General features: G+C 70.2%; 1 protein-coding gene. It reads left to right on the top strand.

All coding sequences use genetic code 11. The features are described 5' to 3' along the window. The coding region (locus X803_RS22210) for an Ig-like domain-containing protein (protein WP_035778289.1) at nucleotides 1-2278 on the top strand (2278 nt) is incomplete at both ends.

Raw genomic sequence — 2278 nt, 5'->3', positions numbered from 1 at the left:
TCGGCGCGGTCCTCAACCCCGGCATCACCACCGCCGAAGTGGACCTCAACGACGGCGGCGTGTGGGTGACCAATCTCGCCCAGGGCAAGGTGGGGCACCTCAACTACCCCTCCCGGACGCTGGACGGCGGCTTCATCGCGGGCAGCAACGCCTTCGACGTCCTGCAGCGGGACGCCACCGTGCTCACCCACAACCAGGACCAGGGCGCACTCAGCCAGGTCAGCGTCACCTCCGTCACCACGGGGGATGAGCAGGAGCTGCCCGGCAGTGCCCTGCCCGTCCTGGGCACCGACTACGTTGTCTCCGTGAGCGCCGCCGAGGGCGCAGTCCGTACCGCGCCGGTCACCAGCCTCGGGAACTTCGCGGCGGAAGACGCCGTACCACTCGTTGAGGGCGTCCCCGGCGTAGCGGCCGCCATCAGCACGTTCGACGTCGTGGCCACCGCGGATCCGGCGTCCGCCGAACTCGTCACCTGGGCACCCGACGGTACGGGAGCCTTCGCCGAGGAATCCCGGCAGACCGTCGAAGGCCTGCGCGGAGTCGAAGACCTCCAGATCACCATGGTGGGCAGCGACCCCGTCGCGCTCGATCCCGCCTCCGGCACCCTCTTCCTCCCGGACGGACGCACCCGCATCCTGCCTGAGCCTGACGGCGCCCGGCTGCAGCAGAGCGGACCGGAATCGGACACCGTTGCGGTGGCCACCGCCGGTGCCCTGGTCTCCGTGCCGCTGGACGGTTCCGAACCCGCAACGCAGGCCGTTGCATCCTCGGCCGCCCCCTCCGCCCCGGTGCAGCAGGACGGCTGCGTCCACGCCGCCTGGGCGGCCGCCGGAAGCTACGTCCGGGACTGCCGCGAAGACTCCAACGACACCACGGCGGAAATCCCCGCCCTCACCGAGCAGTCGGAACTGGTGTTCCGGACCAACCGGGACGTCGTCGTACTCAATGACATCCGCGGCGGCAATGTCTGGCTGGTTCAGCAGGACATGCAGCTGGTGCAGAACTGGGACGAGATCATCCCGCCGCCGGAGGAGGAGGACAAGGAGGACGAGGAGTCGGCCAGCGAGAACCCCGTCAACACCCTTCCTGACCGGACCAAGGAGAACCAGCCGCCCGTCGCGGAGGATGACGAGCTGGGCGCCCGGGTGGGCTCCACCACGCTCCTTCCGGTGCTGGACAATGACTCGGATCCCGACGGCGACCTGCTCACCGTCACCGTCCCGGAGGGCCTTCCCGACGTCGGTGCGGTGCAGCCGGTCTATGACGCCACCGGGCTGCAGGTGGTGCTCGGGGCGGACGTCCCGCCGGGCAGGCACACCTTCGACTACACGGTCGATGACGGCCGGGGCGGGCGGGACACCGCGACCGTGACCCTGAACGTGCGCTCCGCCGATTCCAATGAGCCGCCGCTGCAGAAACGCACCACCCGGATTGTCCTGGAACAGGGACAGAGCGCCAGCCAGCACATCCTCGCCGACTGGACGGATGCGGACGGGGATGACCTCTACCTGCAGTCGGCCACGGCCGCCACCGAGGGTGACAGCGCCAGGCACCGCGACGACGGACTCCTCACCTTCACCGACGGCGGCGCGCAGATCGGCGAGAAGGAAGTGGCCATCACAGTCTCCGACGGCCGGGAGACCGCCGAGGGCGTCGTCGTCATTGACGTCCGGACGCCCGGCGAGGTTCCCCCGATCGCCAACCCCGACCACCTCACCGTCAACGCGGGCGAGGAACTGCTCGTGGCCCCCCTGGAGAACGACCTCGATCCCTCGGGGAAAGGACTGCGGCTGACCCGCATCAACGGCGGCGAAACCGCGGAAGTCACGCCCAACTATGAGGTCGGCACCTTCACCTTCCGCTCCGGCACGCCCGGGCCCGTCTACCTGGACTACGTGGTGGCCAACGGCCCGGCCAGCGCGCCGGGGATCATCCGGATCGACGTCCTGCCCGAGGGCGGGGAAGCCGGCGCGCCCGTTGCCGTCCGCGACAGCGCCCTGCTGCCCACCGGCGGGCAGGCCCTGGTCGATGTGCTGGCCAATGACACCGATCCCGGCGGCGGCGTCCTCGTGGTTCAGTCCGTTTCGCTGCCCGCCGATGCGCCCGTGACAGTGGCGGTGCTGAGCCACAGCATCCTGCGCATCAGCGACACCCGCGGCCTGAAGGAGCGCATCACCTTCAGCTACAGCGTGTCCAACGGCCGTGAGAGCTCCACCGGGCAGGTGTCCGTGGTCCCCATCCCGGCACCCGCCAAACTCCAGCCGCCGCGCGCGGCCGA

This window comes from Arthrobacter sp. 35/47, from assembly GCF_000520475.1.
Lineage (GTDB): Bacteria > Actinomycetota > Actinomycetes > Actinomycetales > Micrococcaceae > Arthrobacter_D > Arthrobacter_D subterraneus.
This window is presented reverse-complemented; position numbering and strand designations above follow the sequence as displayed.